This is a genomic window from Sphaerospermopsis sp. FACHB-1194 (genome assembly GCF_014696235.1).
Classification (GTDB): Bacteria; Cyanobacteriota; Cyanobacteriia; order Cyanobacteriales; family Nostocaceae; genus Sphaerospermopsis; species Sphaerospermopsis kisseleviana.
The window spans coordinates 59,941-82,349 of record NZ_JACJPU010000013.1 but is presented as its reverse complement, the minus strand read 5'-3'; the positions used below and the strand labels follow the sequence as shown (position 1 = coordinate 82,349).

Sequence of the window (22,409 nt, the reverse complement as noted above, 5' to 3'; positions counted from 1 at the left end):
CCAATGTTATCATTACTTAATGACATCAATCCCTGGTTAGTTGGAATGGGATTAAACGCTATTTTATTAGGGATAGTAGCGATTATTCCTAAAAAATTACTCACCCCTGCGGGAATATTCCATGCTTGGTTATTGGGTGTAATAGTTTGGGGAACACTGAGTTGGCCAGGATATCTGGTGGTAGGGTTTTATTTTATCGTCGGTTCGGGAGTTACCCGCATCGGTATGAAAGAAAAAGAAGCCCAAGGAATTGCAGAAAAACGTTCTGGTGCAAGGGGTCCTGAAAATGTGTGGGGTTCGGCGTTAATTGCGACTTTATGCGCCCTGGGAGTGTGGCTTATACCTGATTGGAAGTTTTTGCTGTGTTTGGGCTATGTAGCGAGTTTTAGCACCAAATTATCAGATACAACTGCCAGCGAAGTGGGTAAAGCCTACGGTAAACGTACCTTTTTAATTACCACATTGCAACCTGTAGCGAGAGGTACAGAAGGGGCGGTAAGTTTAGAAGGGACTTTAGCGGGTATTATCGGATCCGTAGCGATCGCCCTTGTAGGTTGGAGTGTAAATTTAATAGATATCTTAGGAATTGTTTGGTGTGTAATAGCAGCCTTTATCGCTACCAATTTAGAAAGTGTCATTGGTGCAACATTGCAATCTAAATATACTTGGCTTACCAACGAAGTTGTCAATATCTTCAATACCCTAATTGGGGCAGTTGCAGCAATTATCCTCGCTGTTATTTGGCAAATGATATTTGTTTGAAAATTTACTAAAAATTCAAAATTTTAAACAGCAAATTTGCTGTTTTTTTCATGACTATTACTGCTCCAACACCATAGGAAATGTGTAAAAAATTGCATTTACTATTTATATGGTGTAGGTAATTTTTATAATTATTTATTTTTTCACTAACTAATTCATAAAATCTTTATCATCTTGAACCTTATTTTCCTACGGTTTTATCTATTATTTAATGGAAAAGTTGTATAGATTTTTAGGATTTTCCTCATATTTATTTCATGGAATCTTCATCATTTTTTACAATCAACGACGATCAAATCGACCTCTATCAAGTAGTCAAGTATTTACAGATTTCTGGTAAACTAAATCAGTTTATCAGCGATGTTCTGCGTCAATATGTTCTAGAGAAAGAACTAAAAACCAGAGATGATATAAATATCAGTACAGCATTAATTGAACAAGCAATTATTGATTTTCGGTTAAAAAATCAACTTACAGATCCTGAACAATTCCAAACATGGTTACAAAATAATGGTAGTGATTACGCTACATTTTATGAATCAGTTAGCTTTGGGTTCAAATTAGAAAAACTGAAAGCGGTAATTACCGAACCAAAATTACCAGAATACTTTATTGAAAGAAAGATTTATTTAGATCGAGTCGTACTTTCTCGGATCATGGTTAATAACCGAGAACTAGCAGAAGAATTACACACTCAAATTGAAGAAGGAAGTAGTTTTGAGCAACTAGCAAAAGAGTATTCCTTAGCAGATGAAAAAACCTTTAACGGTATGATGGGTCCCATTAGTCGGGGTAGTTTACCAGATATTTTGCGTGCGTCTGTAGATGCAGCTAACCTTGGACAATTGATAGGACCGATAGAAATAGAAGGAAATTTCAGTTTATTTAGATTAGAGAACATTCTACCAGCAACTTTAGAAAATACTCAACTAAAACAATCACTACAAAATGAGTTATTTGAAAAATGGCTAGGGGAAAAAATTCAAAACCTGACAGTAAAATTACAAGTGAGCTAAATATTCTGAACTATCAAACTTTACGAATAAATGCGCTAGATACTTTACCTTGGAAAAAACCGCCATTGTGCTGGTTGACTCCTGAACAACAAACAGAAGTAACCAATGAATTAGAAATTCGTCAATATCAACTTGGCGAAAAAATTTGGTTACAGGAAACAGGAGGATATCAGTTTTTTATTATCACTGGTAAAGTCCGTTTACGGGATGAAAAAAGTAAACCTGTAGCCACCTTAAATGATGGAGATTGGTTTGGTGATTTGCAACAGTTATTTACTAATTGTAAAGCTGTAGCTGCTAGTAAAGAAGTTGTAGTTGTGTGTTGGAACTCATCACTGTGGGAAAAATTGTCTCATCCTCAAATTGATGAATTTTGGCATGGGAAAGGTGACAGGGAACAAGTGACAGGTGACAGTGAAAACAGGGAAAAAGAAGAAATATCTACTTCACTGACGACATCTTATTTATCTTTACCTTCATCATCAAAATCTGCAATTTCTAATTATCCTTCTCACTATCCTTTTGTAGTGAGTGGAAATACTGCGGCAGCTTGTTTAACAATGGTGGCACAATATTTAAATAATAGTGTGCAACTAGAATGGGTACAACGTCAACTGCGGGGACAACGCCCCAAAAATGTGATAGAAACAGCGGAAAAGTTAGGGTTAGTTTTGCGGAAATTGCAGGTAAATTGGGGTGAATTACGACATTTATCTTTTCCGGCTTTACTATTATGGAAATCGGAAATAGTTAGCAGTTGGGTTGTAACTTATGGGATGAAAGGTAATTGTTTAATTATTGCCAATCCTCTCAATAATCAATGTGAATATCTCACCCAATCAGTAGTAGAATCTTGTTGGGATGGTAAATTGTGGCAAGTAGAATTAATTTCCAAACAAGAGAAATTTAATCTTTCTTGGTTCACTCCCGCAGTTTGGAAATATCGCAAATTATTAGGTGAGGTATTACTAGCTTCCTTCACTTTACAATTATTGGGTTTAGCTTCACCATTAATTACCCAAGTCATCATTGATAAAGTGATGGTGCAGGAGAGTTTAGCTACTCTCGATGTGATGGCGATCGCTCTCTTATTAGTCGCCATATTTGAAGCTCTCCTGGGTACTCTTCGACTCTTCATTTTTACCCACACCGCACGGCGTTTAGATTTGAGTTTATCAGCCCAACTTTTTCGCCATTTAATGCGTTTACCTTTGGCTTATTTTGAATCTCGCAGAGTGGGTGATACAGTCGCCAGAGTACAAGAATTAGAACAAATTCGCCAATTTTTAACAAGTACAGCTTTAACAGTAATTCTCGATAGTATCTTTGCCGTCGTTTATTTGGGATTGATGTTTTATTACAACATTCCCCTCACTTTTGTAGCTTTAGCTGTTCTCCCATTATTTGCCACTTTAACAATTATCGCCACCCCAATTTTAAGAAATTGGCTAAACGAAACTTTTAACCGCAGTGCAGACAGTCAATCATTTTTAGTAGAGACGGTTACAGGTATTCATTCTGTTAAAGCCCATGCAGCCGAACCAGTAGCTAGAGAACGCTGGGAAGGTTTATTTGCTAAGTTTATTCGCACAGGTTTTAAAGCTTCCACTACATCAAATATTAGCAGTAATATTGGTGATTTTCTCACTAATTTTTCTACATTGTTAATACTTTGGTTTGGTGCAAGATTAGTCATTGATCAGCAACTCACAGTAGGTCAATTAATCGCTTTTCAAATGTTATCAGGAAGAGTGACAGGACCCTTACTGCGGTTAGTACAATTATGGCAAAATCTCCAACAAGTGCTACTTTCTGTAGATAGAATTGGCGATATTCTCAACGCTGCCCCAGAAGCAGAAGCAGGAACGGGTTTAGTATTACCACCCCTCAAAGGTGAAGTTAATTTTGAGCAGGTTTTTTTCCGTTATAGTCCTAACACAGAACCTGTATTAAAAGGCATTTCTTTTGATATCAAACCAGGACAATTTGTGGGTATTGTCGGGCGCAGTGGTTCAGGTAAAAGTACCCTTTCTAAACTGTTGCAAAGACTTTATCAAATTGAATCAGGAAGGATTTTAATTGATGGTTTTGATCTGAAAAGTTGTGATTTAGCATCTTTAAGACAACAAATTGCTGTAGTTCTCCAAGAAGACTTTTTATTTAATGGTTCTATCTTGGAAAACATCAGTTTAGGAAATCCAGATATTACCGCAGAACAAGTTGTAGAAGCTGCCAGATTAGCAGTAGCACACGATTTTATCAGTCAATTACCTTACGGTTATGAAACTAATGTAGGTGAAAGAGGAACAGCTTTATCAGGTGGACAAAGACAACGCATTGCATTAGCGAGAATGTTTCTTTCTACCGCCCCAATTTTGATTTTAGATGAAGCAACCAGCGCCTTAGATAGTGAAACAGAACAGCAAGTATTACAAAATTTGCAAAAGATTTCTGCTAACCGTACCGTGTTTTTAATTGCCCATCGTTTTGCACCTTTAAAACGTGCAGATTTAATATTAGTCATGGAAAAAGGTATTATTGCAGAACGGGGAACACACACAGGTTTATTGCAACAAAAGGGTTTATACTGGTCACTTTATCAACGACAACAGATGAATATTTAAGGGTAAGGTGACTGGTGACTGGGGACTGGGGACTGGGGACTGGTGACTGGGGACTGGTGACTGGTGACTGGGGACTGGTGACTGGGGACTGGTGACTGGTGACTGGGGACTGGTGACTGGTGACTGGGGACTGGTGACTGGGGACTGGGGACTGGGGACTGGGGACTGGGGACTGGGGACTGGGGACTGGGGACTGGGGACTGGGGACTGGGGACTGGGGACTGGTGACTGGTGACTGGTGACTGGGGACTGGTGACTGGTGACTGGGGACTGGTGACTGGTGACTGGTGACTGGTGACTGGGGACTGGTGACTGGGGACTGGTGACTGGTGACTGGGGACTGGGGACTGGAGACTGGGGACTGGGGACTGGTGACTCCTGACTCCTGACTCCTGACTCCTGACTACTACTAATTTCCGTTCAGTTTCTTTTCGACTAACTCGTTAGTTAGTTTAGGTTCAGCGCGTTTGTTGGTCTTTTTCAGCACTTGTCCTACAAAGAAACCTTTGAGGTTGGTTTTTCCTCCCCGGTATTGTTCTACTTGTTGCGGATTTGCAGCAATGATTTCATCTATAATTTGTCCTAGAACAGCCGGATCACTGATTAATTCTTGACCTGCAAAGGCTTTTTCTGGTTCTAGCCCATTCAGTAAATCTACTAATTTCTCCTTTGCTTGAGCGTTGCTAATCTTACCATTTTCTATTCTGGTAATTACATCTGCAAGACTTTCAGGTTTCAGTTTAATTTCGGAAATGGTGAGTTTTTGTTTATTTAAGTAGGCTGCTATATCTTGGGTGATCCAGTTTGCAGCAGCTTTGGGATTTGCACCAGCGTTTATAGCACTTTCAAAATATCCAGCTACAGAACTATCTTCTGTTAAAACTCGCGTATCATAAGCAGAAAGTCCTAACTCATTTTCATAACGATGGCGTTTTTGTGCAGGTAATTCTGGTAATTCGCTTTTCCAAGTTTCTAATTGTGCATCAGAAACTTCAATAGGTGCTAAATCAGGTTCAGGAAAATAACGATAATCGCTAGAACCTTCTTTAACCCGCATACTGCTAGTACGTTGTGAACCTTCTTCCCAAAGTCGGGTTTCTTGAATTATTCTTTCCCCTGCTTCAATAGCGGCTATTTGACGCTCAATTTCATAGTCTATCGCTTTTTGAATGGCACTAAAGGAGTTCATATTTTTAATTTCTACCTTCGTACCAAACTTTTCTTGTCCTACAGGACGGACGGAAATATTCACATCACAACGCAAAGATCCTTCTTGCATATTGCCATCACTGACACCAAGATAACGCATAATGCGACGTAGTTCTTGGGCATATTCCGCAGCTTCTTGGCCTGTTCTCAGGTCTGGTTCAGAAACAATTTCCACCAAGGGGACACCAGCGCGGTTATAGTCTACCAGAGAATAACTAGAACCTGCTAGGCGATCGCTTCCTGCGTGTACAAGTTTTCCTGCATCTTCTTCCATGTGCAGACGAGTAATACCGATGCGTTTACGGGTGGGGTTTCCCGCTTCGTCTACCATTTCTATTTCTAACCAACCATGTTCAGCTATGGGTAAGTCATATTGAGAAATTTGATAATTTTTCGGTAAATCAGGATAAAAATACTGTTTACGGTCAAATTTACTATATTCAGCGATTTGACAATTTAACGCTAAACCTGCTTTAACTGCATATTCTAGAACTTTGGCATTAAGTACAGGTAAAACTCCTGGTAAACCCATACACACCGGGTCAATATTGGTATTAGGATCTGCACCAAAAGCGGTGGAACTGCTAGAGAAGATTTTGGTGTTTGTAGAAAGTTGACAATGGGTTTCTAAACCAATAATTGCTTCGTATTCTGTTTTTACTGGTGTAGCTGTGGTCATATTATCATGTTGATGATTTTGCTTTAGGGTACTATTTTAGCGTTGTCGGGAGTTGTGCTAAAGGATGAGCTTGTCCTAAGTTGACAATTTAATAGACAAACCTGTACACTCATAGACAAACCTATGAGTGACTTTATGTTTAAACCTCATGAATTTGCTAAAAAAAGTATATGACAAGTTCTTTAAAATTAACAACTTATGAATTATGGCAAAATGAAGATGGTAGCTATGATTTCTTTCCATCACATAATGAAAGCGCCCGTGTTTTGCTAGATGATAATTCTCAATTGATAAAAAAATTTAAAGCCAATTCTTGGGAAGCAGCACGACAACAGCAATATGAATTTCTAGGATGGGGTAATTATCAACCTGTTTCTGATTTAGATGAAAGATATGTTTCTACAACTGATTTACAAGGTAGAAAAACAACATTTATAGCCCACGGATTTTCTGTAAAAGAACACAGAAAAAGTCCGCAAAAACGCAGGAGGCACAACAAAGCAAGCGGCAGAAGAAAGAATACAGAAGGTGTACGGAAGAGGGAAAAATTAGAATGAACCAAATCTTGATTAAGGTTTCGCGCAATCTCCGTCAGGAGATCCCGCAGGGTAGACACAAAGCAGCAAAGACGCTAAGGAAAAAATATGTTTTTGCAGATGTGGTGTAAATACATAAAAATTGTTAAAAATTGAATAATTAATTAATTAATTAATTAATTAATTAATTAATAGTGAGATATTTTGTCATAATTGAGAATTTAAAATACAAAATTCAAGTAGGGGCAACCACGGGGGGTTTGCCCCTACTGACTCCTGAATTCTGACATTTTGACAATTTAACGCTAAACCTGCTTTAACCGCATATTCCAAAACTTGTCCTACCTATAAGTGGACAGATTTTTTGATAAAATCAGAATATTGACAAGTTCTGTAATTGTTGATGAGAAAAATTTGCCAGATGTAATTCGGGTTTTTTAGTATCTTGCTGACTGCTGTTAGCTCAAGGCTGAATGCTTACTTTTTTTCTTTCATTGGGATGCTATCATAAAAAAACTGAGAGTTTATTTACAACCTTCAATGATACAAATATCATCAGCAGTGCGAATAATCTGAGTTAATTTTAAACCAGCTTTCGTAAATAATTCGTGAAACTCTGCTGCTGTTCTTTCTTTACCACCAGGACACATCACCAACATATTCAAATCTAACATTTTTGCAGCACCCGGAATATTACCAGGTTCAATAATCATTTCTAAAACCAATATTTTACTATGCTCATCCATAGCATTTCGACAATTTTGCAGAATTTTAATTGCTCTTTCATCATCCCAGTCGTGAACAATATGTTTTAAAAGGTAAGCATCTCCTCCTGATGGAACTGCTTCAAAAAAACTACCGCTAACAGTTTGACAACGACTAACTATATCATGTTTTTCTAATGTTGGTTGACAATGTGAAATTACATATTCTTCATCAAAGAGAATACCTTGAAGATGGGGATATTGTTGTAAAAAATTACCTAACATTTCTCCATATCCTCCACCTACATCTACCAAGGTTTTAAAGGGGGAAAAATCATAAACATCGAGAATAGCTTTTTCCTCAACTAAAGAAAAACAATTCATGCTTTCCTCAAAAATTTCCGCATCTTGAGGATGGGATTTAAAATATTCAAATACACCCATCCCAAAATGATGATCAAATGCTGGTTTTCCGGTTTTCACACTATAAAACATTTTCCCCCAAGGTTGATAATGGGGTGCATCTCCTAGCATAATAGCAGTTGCTTTGACTGATTGCGGATGATCACTACATAAATGTTCAGCTAAAGGAGTGAGGATAAAGTTTTGATTATCTGTTTCTTGAAAAATACCGATACTTGCTAAAGTCCTCATGAGACGATATAAAGCACTAGGATCACTATCTGTACTTTCAGCTAATTCTTGACAGGATTGCTCACCTTGTTGCAAAATATCAGCAATGCCTAATTTAGCAGCAGTGGAGATAGCTTGAGCTACCCAATAACCGCTAATCATTTGTGTTAATTGAGTATGTAGAGAAAGTTGAGTTTGATTCATTTGCAGTTTACCACTTTATTGATATTGGTTGGACGGTAATCAATCAGAATCCAAAATAAACAATGTAGGTAAGAATTAATTGATTTCTGTTCCTAAATTCTTACGTTTAAATTATTCTGTTTTTGCACTGCTATCTATTATGAAACAAGATGGGAATTTTGCGGGTATTGATGTAATGAATTTTCATAATCTTCTTCTTTTAAGGCGTAATCACGTTGAGTAAATGGAGAGCATCCCAATTTTGACAAAATAAACGCAACAACACTAAAAAATCTCTCACAATTTCTCACAATTTCTCACAATTTCTCACAATCTCTTACCTTTGTGTCCTTTGCGTCCTTTGCGGTTCAATCATATCAAGTCTTGGAGCATTTTATTTCCCTAGATAAAAATACTAGATAAAAATAAATTTACACATTTGGGATGCTCCCAGTCAATGGATATCTATAGCTAAATCTTTATTAATGTCAACAATGTAAACATTATTTTACATCATATTTTGATATAATGTAATATTAAGAATTATAAATATTATTGTGATTATGGGCTAATTCCCAAGTGCAAAAATGTTTATAATTCGGACTTTTTAAGTTTACACCCTGTATATCTACTGTATATCTAATCTGAAAATCCCTATGAAGACAGATATCAATTTCCAGCAACTCAACTCACAAACCGTAGTTACCAAAAATACACCCAACTTTTTGGGGGAAATAGTCCAAGAAACCCTAGCTTTAACTCGTCGTCTATTTATTCAATTACAACGTCGTCCTTCTACTCTAGCAGCAGGGATTATTCAACCGGTGATGTGGTTGGTGTTGTTTGGTGCATTATTCCAAAATGCGCCCCAGGGTTTATTTGGTAGTACGACAAATTACGGACAATTTTTAGCGGCTGGTGTAATTGTCTTTACCGCTTTTGCTGGGGCGTTAAATGCCGGTTTACCTGTGATGTTTGACAGGGAATTTGGCTTCTTAAACCGTCTACTGGTAGCACCTTTAGCTTCTCGTTTCTCAATTGTCTTTGCTTCTGCTATCTTTATCATTAGCCAAAGTTTACTGCAAGCGGCTGTAATTGTCGGTGCAGCGGCGTTTTTAGGTGCAGGTTTACCGGATGCATCCGGGCTAGGGGCGATCGCTCTCATAGTATTTCTACTAGCTTTAGGTGTCACCGCCATTTCCCTCGGTTTAGCCTTTGCTTTACCAGGACACATTGAATTAATTGCAGTAATTTTTGTGACTAACCTACCTTTATTATTTGCCAGCACAGCTTTAGCACCATTATCCTTTATGCCAGGATGGTTACAGGCGATCGCTACCCTCAACCCCCTCAGCTATGCAATTGAACCCATACGCTACTTATATCTAAACAGTAATTGGGGATTAAGTGATGTTGTCATGCACGCTTTCTGGGGTGATGTTACCTTTGGGGGAGCATTGTTAGTATTACTAGGATTTGCTGTAGTGGCTTTACTCAGCATTCAACCCCAACTACGCAAGACACTGGCTTAATATAGAAGCATGATTAAATGAGGCAAAATGTGAGGGGAAATCTCATGAACAAACCATTTTTACCAGTTCCAAAAATCTTAGTTGCCACTTTCGCAGGAATTAGCTTTGCATCTGTTTTAGTAGCACCACCGAGTTTAGCTGATCCAAATCAACCTTTTGCTACTTTGGAGACTGATAAAAATAGCAATTCAATGTTAGGTAATGGTTCAGATTTCAATATGTTTAACCTGATTCATCAGGCAAATTTCGGCACTCTCAACTGGAATTCTGAACAACAAAATCAACAGCTAAATGACGCAGCAGCAGCGTTTAAAGCCAGACAACAAAAACTTCTGCAAAGTCAGCAACAACCAAACCCAAATTCACCAACTACAACTTCACCAACTACATCCGGTGAAAATGCAGTACCGTCGATGAATTTACCTGGTTCAGAGAAATAAATGAAAAGTCAAAACCTCAACTTCTCATCCTGGTTGGGTTTGAAGTTGAGGTTCTGGAAAATTATTAGTTATTACAAACCAAGTGCATTTAAAACATCACTAGCATGGGTAGTTGTGTTAACAGCACCATCAACATGAATAATTTTCCCGTTAGGATCGATGACATAGGTAACACGCTTGGCATAACCACCACCATCAACATCGTAAGCTTTAATCAAGGCTTGATCAGTATCAGCCAATAAGGGGAAATTGAGATTATATTTAGCGGTGAATGCTTGATGGGAGGCTTCATCATCAGCACTTACTCCCAAAACTACAACATCTTTACCTTGATATTCAGGTTGGGCATCCCGGAAACTACAAGCTTGTTTGGTACAACCTGGAGTGTCATCTTTGGGGTAAAAATACAGAACCACGGTTTTACCCGCAAAATCAGATAATGATATTGTATTGCCGTTTGTATCTTTGGTGGTAAATGCAGGTGCATCTGTACCAACTGCTAGTGCCATAATTCACCTTTCCTGTTTCAGAATATTGATGCTGTGGAAATTTTACAATAATTTACAATTGTTAGGGAATGGTGAATGGTGATTGGTGACTGGTGATTGGGTTATTCACTTTCCCCACTTCCCCATCACCCTATGCCCTATGCCCTATGCCCTATGCCCTATGACTACAATAAATTCTCCAAACTCCAAACCCTTTGTATATAGTCAGAAAACACTCCTAAGAGCCGAGCGATCGCTGATCTGTTCACCTTTCCATCTGAGTTTATGGAAAGCTATGCAAAGCCAAAGTATTGCCTTGGGTGCGATCGCTACAGAAAATGGCTTTAAGCAAGGTTATACCAAACGCCCTTTATCAGAATTAGCCTGTGATAACGCTTTAGGTTGGTTAATCGAAGTGGGGATACTACGCAGAGAAGTCGATGGACAGGGAATAACCGACGGTTTTCGCCTCACACCCCTGGGTTATCAGTTGGTAGAAAAATTCTTGGATACAGACTTGCCTGGTCCATCATGGGGCGATCGCTTAAATGATGCCATTACTCGTTGGTTTCGACTACCTTTTTAGCGGAAAAAATTGACATCTTTAGATAAGCAAGTCAAAGTGAAAACTAGGTTAAGGGAACAATAAGCTCTAACCTAGTTTTTTAATCTGCTTTTTTCCAATTTAATGAGTAGATTAGCAGATTATCAATTGATAATTGACAATTGATAATTGACAATTGTTTCATTCAAGGCTTCCGCCGTGAGCGTCAGCCGATAGCGTAGCGTGGCGTTAGCCATACGGTTTAAAACCTCCCCTTTCAAGGGGCAAAAAAGCCAAAAATTCCGCTTTTTCAATCCTCTCCTTTCCAGAGAGAGGTAATTGTCAATTGTTCACTGTCAATTGTCCATTATTGAAAAACCTTTAACTCAAAAATTACAGCGACACTCAAAAAACAAACAAGTTACCCTATGAAATCAATTATGGTAGTGGGAACAACATCCCACGCAGGGAAATCACTGATAACTACAGCTATTTGCCGTATTCTCTCACGTCGTGGCTGGCGAGTAGCACCCTTTAAAGGTCAAAATATGGCTTTAAATGCTTATGTCACCGCCAATGGTGGAGAAATAGGCTACGCTCAAGCTGTGCAAGCTTGGTCTGCGGGGGTGCCGCCTCTAGTGGAAATGAACCCCATTTTACTCAAACCCCAAGGGGATATGACTTCTCAAGTCATTCTTAAAGGTAAAGCGGTAGGTAAAGTTAGTGCTAAGGATTATTACGAGCAATATTTTGAACTCGGTTGGCGCACAATTCAGGAATCGCTAAAACAGCTAGAGACAGAATTTGATTTACTCGTTTGTGAAGGTGCGGGAAGTCCAGCAGAAATTAACCTCAAGCACCGAGATTTAACTAACATGAGGGTGGCAAAATATTTAAATGCACCGACTCTGTTAGTAGTTGATATTGACCGGGGAGGAGCTTTTGCTCATGTAGTAGGAACATTAGAGTTATTAGAACCTGATGAACGCGCCTTGGTGAAAGGGGTAGTAATTAACAAATTCCGAGGACAGCTTTCCATCCTTGAACCTGGAATTAAATGGTTAGAAGAACGGACTGGTATTCCCGTGGTTGGTGTCATACCTTATCTAGAACAGGTATTTCCAGCAGAAGACTCACTGGACTTGTTAGAGAGAAAATCTTATAAAAGTCAAGCTGAATTAAATATTGCTGTTATCCGCTTACCCAGAATTGCCAATTTTACCGACTTTGATCCATTGGAATCAGAAGCAACAGTTTCAGTAAAATACATTAGTCTTAAGCAAGATTTAGGACACCCTGATGCAGTAATTATTCCAGGGACAAAGACAACAATTGCCGACTTAATGCTATTGCAAAAAAGTGGTATGGCAGAAGCAATTCAAAATTATGCTGCTTCTGGGGGAACGGTTTTAGGCATCTGTGGCGGTTTCCAAATGTTAGGCCAAATGGTAGCTGACCCAGAAGGAGTAGAAGGGCAAGCCGGCAGATATCCAGGGTTAAATTTATTACCCCTGAAAACTGTGATCACAGGACAGAAAATAGCCCGTCAACGTCAGGTGACTTCTAATTATCCTCAGATGGGTTTACCTGTGAATGGGTTTGAAATTCATCAAGGGCGATCGCGCATAGAACAACCAACAGATAAAGACATCTGTCAACCTTTATTTGACGATGTTAATTTAGGCTTAGTTGATAATTGTCAATCTGTTTGGGGGACTTATTTACATGGAATTTTTGATAATGGTCCTTGGAGACGTGCATGGTTAAATCGTCTGCGTCAACAAAGAGGTTTAAAATCTTTACCCACAGGTGTTGCTAATTATCGAGATCAACGAGAACAGATTTTAGATTCTTTAGCTACCGAAGTAGAAACCCATTTAGATTTAACGCCTTTTTTGTAAGCAGTCAGCTATCAGTATTCAGCTATCAGCAAAAATCTGAATATCTACCTTTTTTCTGACATTAATTATCCACAACCAATGACTATGAAGATCCATTTTCTACCAGATAATGTTACCGTCGAAGCTGAAGTTGGAGAACCTTTATTAGATGTAGCAGAGAGGGCAGGGGTATCAATTCCTACTGGTTGTTTAATGGGAACTTGTCACGCTTGCACTGTCGAGTTAGACGATGGTGAAATCATCCGTGCTTGTATTACTCCTGTTCCTCCAAATAAAGAGGAATTAACCATACATCTTTTTAGTGATCCAACTTGGTAAGTTATTATTTTTTTGATTGTTTTTTGATTGTTTTTTGATTGTTTTTTTTAGTTGTCAGGAAATGGTAGGGACATGGTTATTCTGTGTCTCTACTTGAATTTTAACTTTTAAAATAGTACCTTCAATATAGATATATATTTATAGATAGCTATGAGTATATTTGTTACCAAATGGGGAAATAATCTAGCTATTCGCATTTCTAAAGTCAGGGAAAAGTGCAGTTCAAAGAAGTAACAGATGTAATTTTAAGTGTATCTAGCCATAGTCTGGCGATTACACCGAAAAAGCGAAAAAATACACCCTTGATGAATTATTAGATGGGATGACTCCAGAGAAGTTTCATCCTGAAATAGAAACGGGAATTTCTGAAGTTGTATAGCTGGAAAGTTTAAAAATACAAAATTGTGTTAAAAATTAATTTCTGTAAATTAAAATTTATGCATTATTGAGTATATTTATCCAAACAACCTCTTACATTTTGTTAATCCGGCTTTTATAAAAACATCAATGATTGGGGTAGACCAGAAAATAAATTATTCCATCTTATGGGGTAGGCATCCTGCCTTTCATGTAAAATAACCCAACCAATGTTGTTGGTGGGTGTTCTGACCTGTTTTTTGGCTTAAATAGCTAAAAAATTAAATATTTACGAAAATACCTGACACTTGAGGTACAATCATGATAACGTTAAAGTTATCAAGCCTGAAATTGCTAAGTGAATAAATGGAGTATAGAGTTTTACCAATATCCAAACGGTAATTCTCCTGTTTTAGATTGGTTTAAAGAACAAGATGCAAAAGTGAAAGCAAAATTGGGTCGTGTTTTTGATCTTTTGGAGGAATTTGGAACATCTGTGGGTGGAGATTATATAAAACCACTTGAAGATAAGCTATATGAAATCAGAATAGAACAGAATAAAAATGCTTATCGCATTATCTACTTTGCTTATACTGGTAAAAAATTTATTCTGCTTCATGGATTCCAAAAAAAGACTCAAAAAACCCCAAGAAAAGAACTGAATCTAGCTAAACAGCGAATGCAGGATTTTTTGCTAGAAAACAGTGAAGAACAATCATCTTCTGAATAGTTTGAAAATAACGAAAAAGGTAAACAGCAATGACTACCAAAACAATTTCTTGGCAATCCATCCGTGAAGAAGTGCTTGCAGATCCAGAGGTAAAAGCTGAATATGATGCACTTGAATCAGAATTCCAGTTAGCAAAACAAATTATTGCTATAAGAACTTCGATGGGTTTAAACCAAAGAGATTTTGCAGAGAAAGTAGGCATTAAACAACCACATCTAGCTAGAATTGAATCTGGTAAACAAATACCTAAATTGGAAACTTTAACTAAACTTGCTACTGCTGCTGGCTATTCTGTGGAAATTCATTTTGTCCCCAATCAAGAAATCAATTCCAATACCAAAATTGAACCTGTAAAAATTCTTTCTGCTTCTGCTTAAAACGAAATTAGCAGTAAAAAAATTACTGCCAATTTTCCCCATCTCTACCCATCACCCTTCGCATTCAAAGCGTATTCTCTAAACCTCTCCAAATCCGCTTGAATTGTTGACTCTACAGCTTTTCCCAAAAACAAATTATCCATCAACTTACCCAAAAAACCAGGAATAGCATAGGAAATAGTCATTTTCACAATACTACCACCTGCATGGCGATCGTAAAAACGAATTGCCCCTTGATTGGGTAAACCATCCACAGATTCCCATTGAATAATTTGATGAGAAATTGTTTTAAGAATCCGAGATTTCCAGGTAAATTCTAAACCGCCTGTACTCAATTTCCATAAAGAAATCTCTGGATCATCAGGGGAAATTTTCACCGAATCAATCCATTTCATCCAGTTCGGCATTTGTTCTAAATCAGACCACAACCCCCATACTAATTCTATGGGAGCTTCTACTTCTACCTGTACGCTATGTTCTAACCAGTCAGCCATTGGATTTGTTTGATAATTGATAATTGATAATTGATAATTGGTGATTGGTAATTCAGAAGAACCTTTACCCAGTCCCCAGTCCCCAGCGATGCACTGAGCTTGTCGAAGTGTCCCCAGTCCCCAATACCTAATTCTTCACACTTTCTAGAATGACTTTTGCTGCACGTCTTCCAGAAATTGTTGCACCTTCCATAGAATCAATATAATCCTGTTGGGTGTAACTTCCTGCTAAGAAAAAGTTAGGAATTGGTGTTTTTTGATCAGGTCTGTAAACGTCCATTCCTGGTGCTTCTCTGTATAAAGATTGAGCTAGTTTCACTACACTGTACCAAGTCATGTTTAATTCTCTGGATGAGGGGAATAATTCATGGACTTGTTTTAAAACGTGCTGGGCGATCGCCTCGTTGCTTTCTTTAATAAACGGATCTCCCGGTGTCAATACTAGCTGCAACAATGAACCCTCCCCAGGACGATAATAATCTGCGGGACTAGTTAAAGCCAAATCCGCAAAACAAGAAAAATCAGCATCTGCTGTATATAACAAATTATCCAACCCCGCAGCATGATTTAACTGTTTCCGTTTTTCTGCATCTTGTAGTTCTGTCACCCAACCATCAAACCTTAACTGTACTGTAGCGACTGGAACAGCTTCAAGTTTATAAATGTTATCAAATTCTGACCATTTTCGCCATGCTTGGGGTAAAACTCGCTGAATCCCCGGTACATCACAAGCACAAACATAAGCATCAGCTGTGATTACTTCTTCTTTGTCACCTTGGGCAACTACTATACCTGTTACCTTGGTTTTTGCTTCCCCAAGAACATTAGACTCAGTGAATTGAATTTCCCGCACCTGTCTACGGGTATAGATTTTTGTACCTCTGGCTTCTAAATATTCAATAATTGGTTTATGTAAATATTCGTGGGGTGAACCTTCCAGCATTCGCAAAATAGAAGCTTCGGTTCTCACTGCAAAAAACTGGAAAATTGTCAACATACAACGGGCAGAAATATGATCGCAATCAATAAAGCCCAAAGCATAAGCGATAGGATTCCACATCCGTTTGATGCTGCCTTTACTGCCTCCGTGACTATAGAACCAGTCAGAAAAGCTGATTTTGTCTAAGTCGCGGATATTTCTCATTGCCCCTTCAAAGTCTACCAAACCCCGGACAATGGGGCTAGTTCCCAGAGCGATCGCATTTTGTAATTTATCCAGTGCTGAAAGTTGGGAAGTAGTGAAAAATGCTTTTAAGCCATTAAAAGGCGCACCGGTGATAAAACGAAAATCTAAAGCCCCAGTGCGTCCTCCTTTATTGATGAAAGTGTGGGTATGTTCTTTCAGGCGTAAATTGTTCCCTGCTCCCACCTTTTCCATCAACTCAAACAGATTGTAGTAGCAGCCAAAAAATACGTGCAATCCCATTTCTATGTGGTTGCCATCACCATCCACCCAACTGCCAACTTTCCCACCGACAAAGGGACGAGATTCAAAGATTTGTACCTCACAACCCGCATCGGCTAAATCTACGGCAGTAGCCAACCCAGCTAATCCTGCTCCTACAATTGCAACACGCATTCCCAAGTTCCTCTATTACTTACGCCAAGCTGCGCTATAAGTTTCTTTACAAATTGTAACTGGGTTGGTGTCAGAATAGGTAATGGGTAATGGAGACTGGGGATTGGTGACTGGGGACTGGGAAGAAAGCAGGGGGAGCAGGGGAGGCAGGGGAGGCAGGGGAGGAAAAGATTTTTACCAATGCCCAATGCCCAATGCCCAATGCCTCATTAAGCATTACTCTTACTATCTTCAGAAAGAGGTAAACTTCTAATCAACTCACGAATCACATCAGTAGCGGGTCTACCTGTCTGCTGACAATATTTTTCTAATTTTTCCGCTTCCTGAGTTGCTAGGTTGACGGTTATGCGTTTAACAGCCCATTTTTTATTAGTCATTATCATGCAACTTGCTATGTGTTAACGGTTGTCAAAATGAATCCAAAAGTAAAAGGAAAAAATGATACTATCAGAGATTTGCTCAAATAAACAGGAAGATCATAAAATATATCTAAAAATTCGCCGTCAAGATAGATAAACTAAACGAACCAAGTTGATCTTTTTAACAACAAATTATGCAGCAATTACTATAGGACTTCATTGTAGAAAACCACAGATCAAACCAAAATAATTGAACTCAGTGTGGATTTGATGACTATCTGTGGTAACTACACAGAAAATTATTCAAATTCTAGTTGGGGCATAAGTTGGAGAGTACCAATACCTAAATCTTGAGTAGAGAGCGATCGCGCTTCAAACAAAGCCATCATATCTTTTAACCCTGGATTACCACGAGCAGCACCTGTCAATCCCTTAGCAATGATCAAACCGCAATATCCATTAGTTTGCTGACACCGCTGATTCCATTTTTTCTTAGCTTCAACGTGAGTGGGATCATCCTCTGGAAATTCCCCAAACAGGAACAGATCCCCATTCTTTGTTTGTAACAAACCTAAATCATATCGTTCACCGTCTAAGGGATTAGCACCTGGATTAAAGCATATAGCTTTCAATCCTCCAGCAGCTTGAATATTTTCAATCACCGTTTTAGCTTTGGGGCGGGAAGTTTGAATTAAAATCACGGGTAAGCCATCACCGACTGGTTGAATTTCCTGTCCTGCATGATAATTCACTTCCTGACGTAGAGAATTCAACATCTCCCAAGAAATCACTCCTAAACTCAAAAATGAATCTTCTGGGATCAAATCATCCCGCAATGTGCGGATCTCGGTATCCTCATCCCACTCATCTTCATCTGAAAAATCAAACCCTGCCATTTCCTCTAACTCTGCTGCTAATTCTGGCATAGTCGAGACAGTGACAGACACGGATTTAGTTGTTTCATCGGGATGGGGTAGAGAAATGCGATAACGTCGGTTGATGGGGGGGAAGTCTTCTTCGTATAACTGATGACGATAATCACGGATAAAGCGGATCAAACTTTCTAGTGCCACAAATACTACAAGTGCTTCTTCCTCGTATAAAATCGAGCGTAATCCTTCTAAGGGGTGAATATTACCAAAAGTAGGTTCAATCTCCGATAGGGGTAAATCCGCTAAATCTTCATCTTCATCTTCATCCACTTGATCAAAGGTGAGAAATAAGCAATCTTGCTTTAAGAAAGCTGCTTCTAAACCTTGCTCTGATTCTTCATCCTCTAAAATATCTGCACGGAACCGCTTGAGAGATTCTTCTGAACGATATAACAAAACACCATACTCCATCCCCAGCATTCCCATGACTGAGACATAGAGTGTCCCCACATCCCATTTATTTATTTCTATAGACAAGATTTGCTGTTCTTCCAGAAAATCCCAAGGTGCTGCTTCCCAAACTGCAAAAGCCTTTTCATTCAGAATTTTTGCATATTGTGGAGGTAAATTAGGAATTTGACTATCAACTATATCCGCAAAAGAGCGAAATAGTTCATCAATTAAAGGTAATTCTGGTGCGTAGTCAATAGCAATATCCAAATCTTGCAAAACTCCCCGCAGGTAAAATTGAATTTCCCGGTCTTTGACCACAATTCTTTGAGGTCTAGCTGGTTTAGCAGGACTGTGGGGATGCTCCATTGCTCGCATTAAGGTGCGAACTATTGCTTCTGGTCCAAGGTCGGGAGATACCATATCCATACCTCTAACAATACCTTGAGAGCCATCCACCCAAAGGATACATTCCCCTTGGGACTCTTGGGAATCTCTGGATGACACTGGTGATGACAACGGACGGCGATCGCCCTCCCATATAGAAGGAATTTGGATTAATTTCTTCAACCGACGACTGGTAGAGCGATTAAAACTTGTCATAGATTAAGTGAATCAAAAAAAAGCTATTTGGAAGTCAAATGTGGGGAATGGCTAAAATTCGGCTCAAGTTTTCTGTTAATAACCCTACTGTACCTGAAGAGTGGTTGCTGCTCAGACTGCTTGTGGCTGAAACTCAGAAAATACCCCATCTCTAAATACACCAAACCTCTCAATTTTAGAATAAAATTCCTTGGCTGCTGTTGACAAAGTATTGAGAATTTAACGTTTTCACCTCACCAATGCCGCTAAAATAGAACAAAAATCAAAAAATCAGCATCCAGGCTATCAACGGCATATACCAGTTAATATTTAGACTAATTAAGGAGTGTAAACAGCAGATGACACAAGCAACCCAAACTCAAGAACGCGGCATTATGCTAAGTGAAGCAGCATTGCGGCAAGTAAAATCTCTCCAAGCTAAACAAGGTCAAGATTTATGTTTACGGGTTGGAGTTCGTCAAGGTGGTTGTTCTGGGATGTCTTACATGATGGATTTTGAAGATATCAGCAAGATCACTCCCCAGGATGAAGTTTTTGATTATGACGGCTTTAAAATTGTTTGCGATCGCAAGAGTTTATTATATCTCTATGGTTTGATGCTTGATTACAGTGATGCCATGATTGGTGGTGGTTTTCAGTTCACCAACCCCAACGCTTCTCAAACCTGCGGTTGTGGTAAATCCTTTGGGGTATAATAGGGGACTGGTGACTGGTGATTGGTGATTGGGGATTGGGAAAGATTAATAAACCAATGCCCCATCCCCCATGCCCCATGCCCAATGCCCAATGACAAATAACTAATGACTAACGACAAATAACAAATGACTATTACAGTTGAAGAATTATTTGATACAGGTTTACAACGCTACAAAGACGGTGAATCAGCCGCAAATCTTATTCCTGTATTTAAAGAAGTATGCGATCGCTCTCCTAGAGCTAGTTCAGCTTGGATTTGCTTATCTTGGTTATATCTTCTAGAAGGTAAAGCACAGTTAGCCTATAAAGCTGCCAGCAAAGCCGTAAAAATTAATCCCCAAGATCCACAAGGTCGAATTAATCTCGCTGTAGCCATGTTAGAAACCGGTCAGAAAGGTTTACGAGAACATATCGACATAGCAAAACAATTGATTTTTGTCAATCAAGAATGGGAAGAAGAAGTAAAAAACAGCATTGAAGACGGTTTAACTAGAAAACTCGATTGGCAAAGTTTGGCTAAAGTCAAAACATGGCTGTTTGAAGAATAATTGGTGACTGGTAATTGGTAATTGGTAATTGGTAATTGGTAATTGGTAATTGGTAATTGGTAATTGGTAAATCTCTTACTATCCCCAGTCCCCAGTCACCAGTCCCCAGTCACCAGTCCCCAGTCCCCAGTCCCCAGTCACCAGTCCCCAGTCACCAGTCCCCAGTCACCAGTCCCCAGTCACCAGTCACCAGTCACCAGTCCCCAGTCCCCAGTCCCCAGTCCCCAGTCCCCAGTCACCAGTCCCCAGTCACCAGTCCCCAGTCACCAGTCCCCAGTCACCAGTCACCAGTCCCCAGTCCCCAGTCCCCAGTCCCCAGTCACCAGTCCCCAGTCACCAGTCACCAGTCCCCAGTCACCTGTTCCCTGTTCCCTGTTCCCTTTAATTATGAAAGATAAAATATTAAATTGGGTAAATACAATATTAGTCGCTGATTTTTTCCTAGTAATTTTAGGATTTGGTTGGTTTGCTGTCGCTGTTGTTGGCGATGCTTCAGGCATCAACTTAGGTTTAGATTTATGGCATAAACTTTGGCAACCGTTATTTAACCCAGCCATTGGTCTTTTAATGGGAGGGGCGTTAATTAGTGGTATTAGTAGTTGGGTTGCTAAGAAATTTGGGAAAAATTAGTTAGGATAAAAACTGCTCTATTTCTTATAATAACATCTGACTGTTTTTCCAAGGATTAATTTTACCTTCACGAGAAACTTTTGCAATAAATGGAGCAGGATGCTTGAGAACAAACTTTTCCATTTTGTCAATTGCTTTAATAAAAATTTCTGCCATTTCTTCGCCTTTTAAACCTTGGGAAGTCAAAATAAACATTTTTATTTGAGCGCGAGCAACAGCAATTCTTTCTAACTTGTTTCTACTGATTCTATCATCTTTAGTTAAAACAACCCAACCTTTTTTACCTATCTCTGGTAGCCAGTCTACATCTTGAGTTCCTTGACCAAAATGTTCGTCGTGAATTTTTACTAAAATAACCCAAGTTGCGAAGTTTTTCGGGTACAGTTCCTGTACCTAAACATCTATCAATAAAAAAGGTAATTGACTTAGGTGTGGTCATGCAACAACAGGTAATTCACAGCGAATAGCTTCTTCAATTTTCAGGCGATCGCACTTATAATCAAAAGCAAGATCCTCAATTGATTCACCAGCCTTTAATCGTTCAGCTAAAACCGTAGTAGGTATTCCTGTGTCAGCAATTACAAGACGACCAAAAGCAATTCTGGGATCAATTACAACAATGCGTGGGTTATCTTGTTCTTGAGAACAAGTAAATGGAAAAAGTTTAATAGCAAGTCCATTCTTGTCAAACTCAATGCGCTGAAAATGAGTATTAAAAGTATTTTTCAAGTCTGTTCGCCAGTATTCTGAGGCATTATTAATCAGAGAACTATATTTTTCTATGAATAAGTCAACTCCATGAGATTGGAATTTTTTATGAGCTAACGGGTGTGATAATTGAAACTGATCCTCAATTTCATCAAGAGCAATTCTTACCTTATCGCGTTGCATTTGGTGGTGTTTACGAATAGCTCTAAGAACATGAATTTCAACGAGGTTGATAAATGAAAGGAGTTTTGGTTTAATATCTTGAGTTAAAATTAGTGGTTTGGAGAATTGAGAACCATTTGATATTGTTGCTATCCAAGATCGAATAGTACCTGCTGGTATACGTAGGTATTTAGCAGCATCGCTAATAGAATAGGCAGGAATATCTCTAGGATCAACTTCTCCATAAAGGTTGTTCATAAATTTACCTACCAGAG

The 22,409-nt window shown here is 38.8% G+C and carries 25 protein-coding genes; 16 read left to right on the top strand and 9 right to left on the bottom strand.

What is annotated here, in order from left to right:
• Nucleotides 1–3: 3 nt before the first annotated feature.
• From H6F45_RS10290 to H6F45_RS10275, 4 genes are all read left to right on the top strand, one after another.
• Nucleotides 4–762, top strand: a complete 759-nt coding sequence (locus tag H6F45_RS10290) for a TIGR00297 family protein (RefSeq protein ID WP_190347121.1) — start codon at nucleotides 4–6, stop codon at nucleotides 760–762.
• A gap of 257 nt (nucleotides 763–1,019) precedes the next feature.
• A complete protein-coding gene (locus H6F45_RS10285) occupies nucleotides 1,020–1,778 on the top strand; it encodes a peptidylprolyl isomerase (protein ID WP_096567242.1) in 759 nt (252 codons plus the stop codon).
• A complete protein-coding gene (locus H6F45_RS10280) occupies nucleotides 1,727–4,402 on the top strand; it encodes a peptidase domain-containing ABC transporter (protein ID WP_190347120.1) in 2,676 nt (891 codons plus the stop codon). Before H6F45_RS10285 ends, H6F45_RS10280 begins: the two co-directional genes overlap by 52 nt.
• Before the next feature lie 91 nt (nucleotides 4,403–4,493).
• Nucleotides 4,494–4,637 (top strand): hypothetical protein, encoded by a 144-nt coding sequence (locus H6F45_RS10275; RefSeq protein ID WP_190347119.1) that lies wholly within the window; start codon nucleotides 4,494–4,496, stop codon nucleotides 4,635–4,637.
• A gap of 174 nt (nucleotides 4,638–4,811) precedes the next feature.
• On the opposite strand, the gene gatB is transcribed toward H6F45_RS10275, so the two are convergent.
• Nucleotides 4,812–6,290, bottom strand: a complete 1,479-nt coding sequence (gene gatB / locus H6F45_RS10270) for an Asp-tRNA(Asn)/Glu-tRNA(Gln) amidotransferase subunit GatB (RefSeq protein WP_190347118.1) — start codon at nucleotides 6,288–6,290, stop codon at nucleotides 4,812–4,814.
• Nucleotides 6,291–6,460: 170 nt separating this feature from the next.
• Here gatB and H6F45_RS10265 point away from each other — a divergent pair, with 170 nt between their 5' ends.
• A complete protein-coding gene (locus H6F45_RS10265) occupies nucleotides 6,461–6,847 on the top strand; it encodes a hypothetical protein (RefSeq protein WP_190347117.1) in 387 nt (128 codons plus the stop codon).
• 503 nt (nucleotides 6,848–7,350) lie between these two features.
• On the opposite strand, the gene H6F45_RS10260 is transcribed toward H6F45_RS10265, so the two are convergent.
• Nucleotides 7,351–8,367, bottom strand: coding sequence for a methyltransferase (locus H6F45_RS10260; protein WP_190347116.1), 1,017 nt, complete (start codon nucleotides 8,365–8,367; stop codon nucleotides 7,351–7,353).
• Nucleotides 8,368–9,002: 635 nt separating this feature from the next.
• Here H6F45_RS10260 and H6F45_RS10255 point away from each other — a divergent pair.
• The gene (locus tag H6F45_RS10255; RefSeq protein ID WP_190347115.1) at nucleotides 9,003–9,878 is read left to right on the top strand and encodes an ABC transporter permease; all 876 of its coding nucleotides are present in this window, start codon (nucleotides 9,003–9,005) and stop codon (nucleotides 9,876–9,878) included.
• Between the two features lie 44 nt (nucleotides 9,879–9,922).
• Nucleotides 9,923–10,318: a hypothetical protein gene (locus H6F45_RS10250; protein WP_137668792.1), complete on the top strand. Its 396-nt coding sequence runs from the start codon at nucleotides 9,923–9,925 to the stop codon at nucleotides 10,316–10,318.
• Between the two features lie 71 nt (nucleotides 10,319–10,389).
• Here H6F45_RS10250 and H6F45_RS10245 read toward each other — a convergent pair whose 3' ends face one another.
• Nucleotides 10,390–10,827 carry a peroxiredoxin gene (locus H6F45_RS10245; RefSeq protein WP_096566987.1) on the bottom strand — a complete coding sequence of 146 codons (438 nt, stop codon included), beginning with the start codon at nucleotides 10,825–10,827 and terminating at the stop codon, nucleotides 10,390–10,392.
• 160 nt (nucleotides 10,828–10,987) lie between these two features.
• Here H6F45_RS10245 and H6F45_RS10240 point away from each other — a divergent pair, with 160 nt between their 5' ends.
• The 5 genes from H6F45_RS10240 to H6F45_RS10220 all read left to right on the top strand — a co-directional run bounded on the left by H6F45_RS10240 (nucleotide 10,988) and on the right by H6F45_RS10220 (nucleotide 15,033).
• Complete coding sequence (locus H6F45_RS10240) at nucleotides 10,988–11,392, top strand: Npun_F0494 family protein (RefSeq protein WP_096566989.1); 405 nt, start codon at nucleotides 10,988–10,990, stop codon at nucleotides 11,390–11,392.
• A gap of 386 nt (nucleotides 11,393–11,778) precedes the next feature.
• Nucleotides 11,779–13,251 carry a cobyric acid synthase CobQ gene (cobQ, locus tag H6F45_RS10235; RefSeq protein WP_190347114.1) on the top strand — a complete coding sequence of 491 codons (1,473 nt, stop codon included), beginning with the start codon at nucleotides 11,779–11,781 and terminating at the stop codon, nucleotides 13,249–13,251.
• A gap of 78 nt (nucleotides 13,252–13,329) precedes the next feature.
• Nucleotides 13,330–13,569 carry a 2Fe-2S iron-sulfur cluster-binding protein gene (locus H6F45_RS10230; RefSeq protein ID WP_096566993.1) on the top strand — a complete coding sequence of 80 codons (240 nt, stop codon included), beginning with the start codon at nucleotides 13,330–13,332 and terminating at the stop codon, nucleotides 13,567–13,569.
• Nucleotides 13,570–14,284: 715 nt separating this feature from the next.
• Nucleotides 14,285–14,656 (top strand): type II toxin-antitoxin system RelE/ParE family toxin, encoded by a 372-nt coding sequence (locus H6F45_RS10225; protein WP_096566995.1) that lies wholly within the window; start codon nucleotides 14,285–14,287, stop codon nucleotides 14,654–14,656.
• Between the two features lie 29 nt (nucleotides 14,657–14,685).
• Entirely contained in the window at nucleotides 14,686–15,033 is a 348-nt protein-coding gene (locus H6F45_RS10220; protein ID WP_096566997.1) for a helix-turn-helix transcriptional regulator, read from the top strand.
• 44 nt (nucleotides 15,034–15,077) lie between these two features.
• On the opposite strand, the gene H6F45_RS10215 is transcribed toward H6F45_RS10220, so the two are convergent.
• The 4 genes from H6F45_RS10215 to H6F45_RS10200 all read right to left on the bottom strand — a co-directional run bounded on the left by H6F45_RS10215 (nucleotide 15,078) and on the right by H6F45_RS10200 (nucleotide 19,390).
• Nucleotides 15,078–15,527, bottom strand: a complete 450-nt coding sequence (locus H6F45_RS10215) for an SRPBCC family protein (protein ID WP_187041514.1) — start codon at nucleotides 15,525–15,527, stop codon at nucleotides 15,078–15,080.
• Between the two features lie 127 nt (nucleotides 15,528–15,654).
• Entirely contained in the window at nucleotides 15,655–17,106 is a 1,452-nt protein-coding gene (gene zds / locus H6F45_RS10210; RefSeq protein WP_096567001.1) for a 9,9'-di-cis-zeta-carotene desaturase, read from the bottom strand.
• Nucleotides 17,107–17,315: 209 nt separating this feature from the next.
• The gene (locus tag H6F45_RS10205; RefSeq protein WP_096567003.1) at nucleotides 17,316–17,489 is read right to left on the bottom strand and encodes a CopG family transcriptional regulator; all 174 of its coding nucleotides are present in this window, start codon (nucleotides 17,487–17,489) and stop codon (nucleotides 17,316–17,318) included.
• Between the two features lie 275 nt (nucleotides 17,490–17,764).
• Complete coding sequence (locus H6F45_RS10200) at nucleotides 17,765–19,390, bottom strand: hypothetical protein (protein WP_190347113.1); 1,626 nt, start codon at nucleotides 19,388–19,390, stop codon at nucleotides 17,765–17,767.
• Between the two features lie 338 nt (nucleotides 19,391–19,728).
• Between H6F45_RS10200 and H6F45_RS10195 the strand changes: the two genes are divergently transcribed.
• The 4 genes from H6F45_RS10195 (at nucleotide 19,729) to H6F45_RS10180 (ending at nucleotide 21,264) form a co-directional block, all read left to right on the top strand.
• Complete coding sequence (locus tag H6F45_RS10195) at nucleotides 19,729–20,085, top strand: iron-sulfur cluster assembly accessory protein (protein WP_096567006.1); 357 nt, start codon at nucleotides 19,729–19,731, stop codon at nucleotides 20,083–20,085.
• A gap of 126 nt (nucleotides 20,086–20,211) precedes the next feature.
• Nucleotides 20,212–20,634, top strand: coding sequence for a hypothetical protein (locus H6F45_RS10190; protein WP_096567009.1), 423 nt, complete (start codon nucleotides 20,212–20,214; stop codon nucleotides 20,632–20,634).
• Between the two features lie 56 nt (nucleotides 20,635–20,690).
• Nucleotides 20,691–21,032 (top strand): hypothetical protein, encoded by a 342-nt coding sequence (locus H6F45_RS10185; protein WP_190347112.1) that lies wholly within the window; start codon nucleotides 20,691–20,693, stop codon nucleotides 21,030–21,032.
• A complete protein-coding gene (locus H6F45_RS10180; protein WP_096567011.1) occupies nucleotides 21,022–21,264 on the top strand; it encodes a hypothetical protein in 243 nt (80 codons plus the stop codon). The genes H6F45_RS10185 and H6F45_RS10180 overlap by 11 nt, the downstream gene beginning before the upstream one ends.
• Nucleotides 21,265–21,288: 24 nt before the next feature.
• On the opposite strand, the gene H6F45_RS26505 is transcribed toward H6F45_RS10180, so the two are convergent.
• Entirely contained in the window at nucleotides 21,289–21,459 is a 171-nt protein-coding gene (locus tag H6F45_RS26505) for a hypothetical protein (protein ID WP_242027502.1), read from the bottom strand.
• A gap of 240 nt (nucleotides 21,460–21,699) precedes the next feature.
• Complete coding sequence (locus H6F45_RS10170; RefSeq protein WP_190347111.1) at nucleotides 21,700–22,392, bottom strand: DUF433 domain-containing protein; 693 nt, start codon at nucleotides 22,390–22,392, stop codon at nucleotides 21,700–21,702.
• Nucleotides 22,393–22,409: the final 17 nt, after the last annotated feature.

Excerpts from the sequence above, each read along its gene's own strand:
- H6F45_RS10215 (WP_187041514.1), bottom strand. The coding sequence starts at position 15,527 with ATGGCTGACTGGTTAGAACATAGCGTACAGGTAGAAGTAGAAGCTCCC.
- H6F45_RS10180 (WP_096567011.1), top strand. The coding sequence starts at position 21,022 with ATGAAAGATAAAATATTAAATTGGGTAAATACAATATTAGTCGCTGAT.
- H6F45_RS26505 (WP_242027502.1), bottom strand. The coding sequence starts at position 21,459 with ATGTTTATTTTGACTTCCCAAGGTTTAAAAGGCGAAGAAATGGCAGAA.
- H6F45_RS10255 (WP_190347115.1), top strand. The coding sequence starts at position 9,003 with ATGAAGACAGATATCAATTTCCAGCAACTCAACTCACAAACCGTAGTT.
- H6F45_RS10290 (WP_190347121.1), top strand. The coding sequence starts at position 4 with ATGTTATCATTACTTAATGACATCAATCCCTGGTTAGTTGGAATGGGA.
- H6F45_RS10200 (WP_190347113.1), bottom strand. The coding sequence starts at position 19,390 with ATGACAAGTTTTAATCGCTCTACCAGTCGTCGGTTGAAGAAATTAATC.
- H6F45_RS10285 (WP_096567242.1), top strand. The coding sequence starts at position 1,020 with ATGGAATCTTCATCATTTTTTACAATCAACGACGATCAAATCGACCTC.
- H6F45_RS10260 (WP_190347116.1), bottom strand. The coding sequence starts at position 8,367 with ATGAATCAAACTCAACTTTCTCTACATACTCAATTAACACAAATGATT.
- H6F45_RS10240 (WP_096566989.1), top strand. The coding sequence starts at position 10,988 with ATGACTACAATAAATTCTCCAAACTCCAAACCCTTTGTATATAGTCAG.
- H6F45_RS10190 (WP_096567009.1), top strand. The coding sequence starts at position 20,212 with ATGACTATTACAGTTGAAGAATTATTTGATACAGGTTTACAACGCTAC.
- H6F45_RS10205 (WP_096567003.1), bottom strand. The coding sequence starts at position 17,489 with ATGATAATGACTAATAAAAAATGGGCTGTTAAACGCATAACCGTCAAC.
- H6F45_RS10265 (WP_190347117.1), top strand. The coding sequence starts at position 6,461 with ATGACAAGTTCTTTAAAATTAACAACTTATGAATTATGGCAAAATGAA.
- H6F45_RS10250 (WP_137668792.1), top strand. The coding sequence starts at position 9,923 with ATGAACAAACCATTTTTACCAGTTCCAAAAATCTTAGTTGCCACTTTC.
- gatB (WP_190347118.1), bottom strand. The coding sequence starts at position 6,290 with ATGACCACAGCTACACCAGTAAAAACAGAATACGAAGCAATTATTGGT.
- H6F45_RS10195 (WP_096567006.1), top strand. The coding sequence starts at position 19,729 with ATGACACAAGCAACCCAAACTCAAGAACGCGGCATTATGCTAAGTGAA.
- H6F45_RS10280 (WP_190347120.1), top strand. The coding sequence starts at position 1,727 with ATGGCTAGGGGAAAAAATTCAAAACCTGACAGTAAAATTACAAGTGAG.
- H6F45_RS10245 (WP_096566987.1), bottom strand. The coding sequence starts at position 10,827 with ATGGCACTAGCAGTTGGTACAGATGCACCTGCATTTACCACCAAAGAT.
- cobQ (WP_190347114.1), top strand. The coding sequence starts at position 11,779 with ATGAAATCAATTATGGTAGTGGGAACAACATCCCACGCAGGGAAATCA.
- zds (WP_096567001.1), bottom strand. The coding sequence starts at position 17,106 with ATGCGTGTTGCAATTGTAGGAGCAGGATTAGCTGGGTTGGCTACTGCC.
- H6F45_RS10220 (WP_096566997.1), top strand. The coding sequence starts at position 14,686 with ATGACTACCAAAACAATTTCTTGGCAATCCATCCGTGAAGAAGTGCTT.
- H6F45_RS10170 (WP_190347111.1), bottom strand. The coding sequence starts at position 22,392 with ATGAACAACCTTTATGGAGAAGTTGATCCTAGAGATATTCCTGCCTAT.
- H6F45_RS10230 (WP_096566993.1), top strand. The coding sequence starts at position 13,330 with ATGACTATGAAGATCCATTTTCTACCAGATAATGTTACCGTCGAAGCT.